Raw genomic sequence first — 4,874 nt, 5'->3', positions numbered from 1 at the left:
CCGGCTGGTTAGATAGCAACATGCCCTCCATAAACCTGTGGCTCACCCATGCGGTCACCGGCACGCTGATCTGGAACGAGCTGCAGTAATGGGTTCGGCCAGGCTACCTGTAGTGCGCCAAAGAGCTGTGGGCACGGATATCTGGTGACACCGTCGAAGGTGCACCGACCGTTGCACGGCCGGTAAGGCGGCTTTTTCGTTCTGAAGTCGCGAGACTGCGCTTGCTCGTTCCCGGGTTGTGCCGGTAACATATGCCGCTGCCGCCAACTCATGGCGGAGGGGTGGGGCGATCATCATGCATGGAACGAACGGGCACGGCATGGCCGGTGCGGCAAAGGTCGCGCATGCGGCGGGCTACCGGTCCGACATCGATGGGCTGCGGGCGGTCGCCGTGCTAGCCGTGGTCCTGTTCCACGCGTTTCCCCGCCTGATCCCTAGTGGCTTCGTGGGGGTGGACATCTTCTTCGTGATCTCGGGGTACCTGATCACGTCCATCATCCTGACCGATCTTAGGGGCGAGCGGTTCAGTCTGTTGAACTTCTACGAGCGCCGCGTGCGCCGGATCTTCCCCGCGCTGATCGTGGTGCTGGCGTTCTGCCTAGTCACCGGCGCCGTGCTGCTGCTGCCTGACGATTTCGCCCGGCTGGGCGAGCACGCCGCTGCCGGCGCCGGCTTCGTCGCCAATCTCGCCTTCTGGCGCGAGGCCAACTACTTCGACGTCGCCTCCGACACCAAGGCGCTGCTACATCTCTGGTCGTTGGGCGTCGAGGAGCAGTTCTACCTGGTTTGGCCGGCGCTGATGCTGCTGGCCTGGCGGCTGCGCCTCAATCGCTTCTTCCTGATCTCGATCGTGCTGGCCGCCTCGCTCGCGCACGGCGTGACGATGACCGTGACCAACCCCGCCGCGGCGTTCTATTCGCCGCTGGCTCGTCTGTGGGAGCTCGCCGCTGGCGCGGGTCTCGCGCAGCTAGCTTCCGCCGCTCCGACCATCGTTCTGCAGCTTGAGCGCCTGCTTGCCTGGGCGTTGTCGGCCGTGGTGTTCCAACCCGGATACGATGCCGATCGGGGCTATCGGCACATCCTGTCCACGGCCGGCATGGCGCTTGTCCTGGCCTCGATCTTCGTCATCACGCGGCGCCATGAGTTTCCCGGCTGGTGGGCGATGATGCCCGTCGTCGGGGCCTGCCTACTCATTCTGGCAGGTCCGGAGGGCTGGCTTAACCGCCTGGTGCTGTGCAATCCGGTCATGGAGTGGCTGGGGCTGATCAGCTATCCCCTGTACCTCTGGCACTGGCCGCTGCTCACCTTTGCGCGGTTCCGCTACGACCTGCCGCCGCCGCAGGTTCTCGCAGCCGTGATCGCGATCTCGGTTGCGCTCGCCTGGCTCACCTATCGCTTCGTCGAAAGGCCGATTCGCTTCGGCAAGCGGACGCCCCGAATCCTCGTTCCCGGCCTCGCCGCTGCGGTGGCCGCGATCGGTGCCGCCGGCGCCGTGATCGTGCACGAACAAGGCTTTCCGGCGCGGCTGGATGCGGACAGGGCTGCGTATGTGGACTACTTCAGCCCTGCCTCGCCACGGTTGGGGGCCGAATACACGGACTTCATCTCTCAGAACCGATGCAATTTCTATATTTGGGATGCCAAGATTCCAACGCTTGCACCGCGCAGCGCCATCGATCCGAGCTGCTATACGCGCCATTCCGACCAAAGCGTGATGATCCTCGGCGATTCGAACGCGTCGGATCTCTATCACGGACTCCGCGAGGTCCTGCCGCCGGAATTGTCGCTCCTGCTGATCTGGAGCTCGGGGTGCCAGGTCAGCGAGCCGATCGAACGCATCATCGCCACTCACCACTGCCACATGGCGAACTATTTCGCTCTGCAGCGCATTAAGGCGGATCCACCCACGTTGCTGCTGCTGTCCTCCAACAACTCTTTCGACATCGGCTATATCAGGCGGTTTGCGCGAGAGGTGAAGGGCTACGGCGTCAAGCACGTGCTGGTGCTGGGGCAGCGGCCGCACTGGCGGCCGTTCTTATACAAGGTGGTGCTGAACAACTACTGGCCCGACGTGCCGCGCCGGATCCGCGGTCACCTCGACGATGAGTTGATGGTTTTCACGAAGAGGTTCCAGGAGCAGCTGCAGGCAGACGAGCCGTTCGAATTCGTCGACGAGATGAAGGCGTTCTGCAATGCCGACGGCTGTCTGACCTATCTCGGCGACGACCCGAAACAGGGTCTCGTTACGGCGGATACGGTGCATCTGCGCCCCTTCGCGTCGGTGTGGCTGGCGCGCCAGCAGCTCGCGCCTTTGATCATGGAGCGGCTCGGCGACTGAGCCTGCTGCAAGCTGACAATCTGCGGACGGCAAACTGGCGGCGTGGCATGGCGGCGCCGTTCGTTTTTTCATGATCTGAGCTCAGGAGCTGCATCGCCCGCCAGACCGCCGCGGGATCAGCATCTCCTCGGTGGGACAGCCCGGTGCGAGCGGGCCGAACGCGGCCTTCACGATCAAGACGCCGTGCCTCTGCGCCACGACGGGCAACATTGCGCTGGCGGGCGTGCAGTGCCCGTTGATGAACGGCTACCATGGGGAGGCGTGCCTAAAAAAGTTCGGATGCTCCCGCAGCGGCAAGACCCGGGAGCATCCGAAGTGGTGCGGGTGAATCCGGGGAAGGAACATCCGCCAGCCCTCACATCATCGAAAACGCGACCTCGCGTCTTTGCGCTAAATCAAATCAACGGCTTGGGCTCATCGCGTCGGCGTAAGCAACGTCAGCGAGCGCGCCGGTATGGCTGCATGACGTCGTCCGCGTGTGCCCGTGGCATCCGGCCAAAACAAACCCGGCCGCGTGAGGCGCGGCCGGGTTGGGATTCTTGTCGTTGAAGCCGTCCCGCGCGAGCTCTATTGACCCTGCGGCGGTTGTCGTGCCGTTGCGACGTCAGCCGGCGGTGCCGGTCATCACGCGCGGCGGGGCCATCTTGAAGTGCTGCTTGGCGTAGGCGACGATCTGGCGATCGGTCGGATGATCGGCCGCCTCGACCGCCACGACGCGCTTGCCGACTGCGGGATGCTTGTCGTGCAGGTATTTGGCGAGCTCGGTCTTGGCGCTCGCGGGACCGATGATCAGGATCTCGCCGGCATCGTTGAGCGCGCTCGCGATCTCCTCGAGGAAGTGCTTGTCCGGTGCCGCATGGCCGCTGCCGGTGGTGTCGGCCTTGTGATGCAGATGCTGGGTCTGCAGATGCGGATGCAGCGTCAGCTCGTCGGCGCCGGTGAGGCCGATGTGAAACAGCTTGGCCTGGCTGTGATCGAGCCACACGACGGCATGGAAATGGGTCGGCATGATCTGGTCCTTGTCAGCAATCGCTGCGTCTGAGGGGCGAGCGCACAAGCGTCCCCCGGGGCACGGCAGCATTGTGCTGACGACCTTAGCCAGCGCCGGCCAGCGCCGGCTTGATACAGGTCAACGGGGAAGGCCGCCTCATGCGGGCGGCCTTCAGCCTCATTTGGGCGCGGCTGTCTTGAGCTCGCCGGTCTTCTCGGCCGGCTTGGGCGCCGCCGGTTTCGGCAGCGGCTTGTCCTGTCGCTTCGACCACGAGATGTAATAGGCCACCGTCGTCATGATGGCGATACCGGCGGCGCTGACCAGGATCTGCGCCAGCAGCGAGCCCGAGCTGAGCATCAGGGTGAAGTGGCCGATAAAGGACAGGAACACGCCGACGCAGAACACGGCGAGCGACTGCTGGCCGCACACGACGAGCGGATCGAACGCCTTCCACTCCAGGCCGGGCCATTCCTTGGGCACGAAGCGGATGACGAGGATCACGATCACCACGAAATGCAGGAAGCGATAGGGGGCGAGGTTGGTCTTGTCGTTCGGGTTGAATGCCGAATACAGCCAGTGCGGAAACATCGCGCCGAAGTCGGGGAAGCGCCCCGCCATGGTCATCACCAGCGCGAACAGCAGATAGGCGAGACAGAAATAGAGTGTCGCCGGCGCCATGATGATGCCCATCGAGCGGCGGGCGCCGCCGAGTGCGCACCACGAGCCGAACACGAACAGCACCTGCCAGCAATACGGATTGAAGTACCAGGTGCCGGCCGGATAGGCGGCGAAATTCCAGCCCATCTGGCGCGCCACCAGCCACAGCACGATCGAGGCGATCATGGTGAGGTCCGGCTGGCGCAGCATCATCCACAGCACCGGCGGGAAGAACCCCATCAGCACGATGTAGAGCGGCAGCACGTCGAGATTGACCGGCTTGAACTTCAGGATCAGGCCCTGCGCCAAGGTGTCGCTGGCGTGATCGACCAGGCCCGCCACATTGAACTCGTCGATGATCTCGGAGACGCCGAACCGCGTCGCGAGATAGCTGATGGCCACGATGTAAATGACGAACAGCACGATATGGGCGACGTAGAGCTGCCACACCCGCTTGGTCAGCCGGGTGGCGCCGACGACGAAGCCGCGGTCGATCATCATGCGCGCATAGACGAACGACGCCGTATAGCCGGAGATGAACACGAACAGGTCGGCCGCGTCGCTGAAGCCGTAATTTCGCGTGGTGATCCAGTTCACCACATTGTCGGGGATGTGATCGAGATAGATCGCCCAATTGGCGATTCCGCGAAACAGGTCGAGCCGCAGGTCGCGCCCTCTGTCGGGCAGCGTGGCATTGATTTTCATGGCCGCTTCAACGCACTGTTTTGAATGGAAAACGTCCGGGGAGCAGGGAGGCGCCGTGGCAGTCGACCGAGATTGTCACGGGAGGGCAGAATGACTATACGGGGCACGATAAACGGTCAGGTCCAGGATGGGAATCACCGTTCCGTGCTGAAGGTTTCGTGTACCCCATCCCGGCCGTTTCCG

General features: G+C 63.6%; 3 protein-coding genes. 1 reads left to right on the top strand and 2 read right to left on the bottom strand.

The genetic code is table 11. The features are described from left to right. Positions 1-295: 295 nt before the first annotated feature. Positions 296-2,338, top strand: coding sequence for an acyltransferase family protein (locus BRAS3809_RS19955; RefSeq protein ID WP_035657088.1), 2,043 nt, complete (start codon positions 296-298; stop codon positions 2,336-2,338). Positions 2,339-2,942: 604 nt separating this feature from the next. Here BRAS3809_RS19955 and BRAS3809_RS19950 read toward each other — a convergent pair. Both BRAS3809_RS19950 and BRAS3809_RS19945 read right to left on the bottom strand, forming a co-directional pair. After that, positions 2,943-3,347, bottom strand: a complete 405-nt coding sequence (locus tag BRAS3809_RS19950) for a hypothetical protein (protein ID WP_008963859.1) — start codon at positions 3,345-3,347, stop codon at positions 2,943-2,945. A 159-nt stretch (positions 3,348-3,506) separates the two neighbouring features. After that, the gene (locus tag BRAS3809_RS19945; RefSeq protein WP_008963858.1) at positions 3,507-4,691 is read right to left on the bottom strand and encodes an OpgC domain-containing protein; all 1,185 of its coding nucleotides are present in this window, start codon (positions 4,689-4,691) and stop codon (positions 3,507-3,509) included. Positions 4,692-4,874: the final 183 nt, after the last annotated feature.

Source organism: Bradyrhizobium sp. STM 3809, from assembly GCF_000239795.1.
In the GTDB taxonomy this organism is placed as follows: Bacteria; Pseudomonadota; Alphaproteobacteria; order Rhizobiales; family Xanthobacteraceae; genus Bradyrhizobium.
The sequence above is the reverse complement of the archived record's forward strand: the minus strand, read 5'-3'. Positions and strand labels throughout refer to the sequence as shown.

Excerpts from the sequence above, each read along its gene's own strand:
- BRAS3809_RS19955 (WP_035657088.1), top strand. The coding sequence starts at position 296 with ATGCATGGAACGAACGGGCACGGCATGGCCGGTGCGGCAAAGGTCGCG.
- BRAS3809_RS19950 (WP_008963859.1), bottom strand. The coding sequence starts at position 3,347 with ATGCCGACCCATTTCCATGCCGTCGTGTGGCTCGATCACAGCCAGGCC.
- BRAS3809_RS19945 (WP_008963858.1), bottom strand. The coding sequence starts at position 4,691 with ATGAAAATCAATGCCACGCTGCCCGACAGAGGGCGCGACCTGCGGCTC.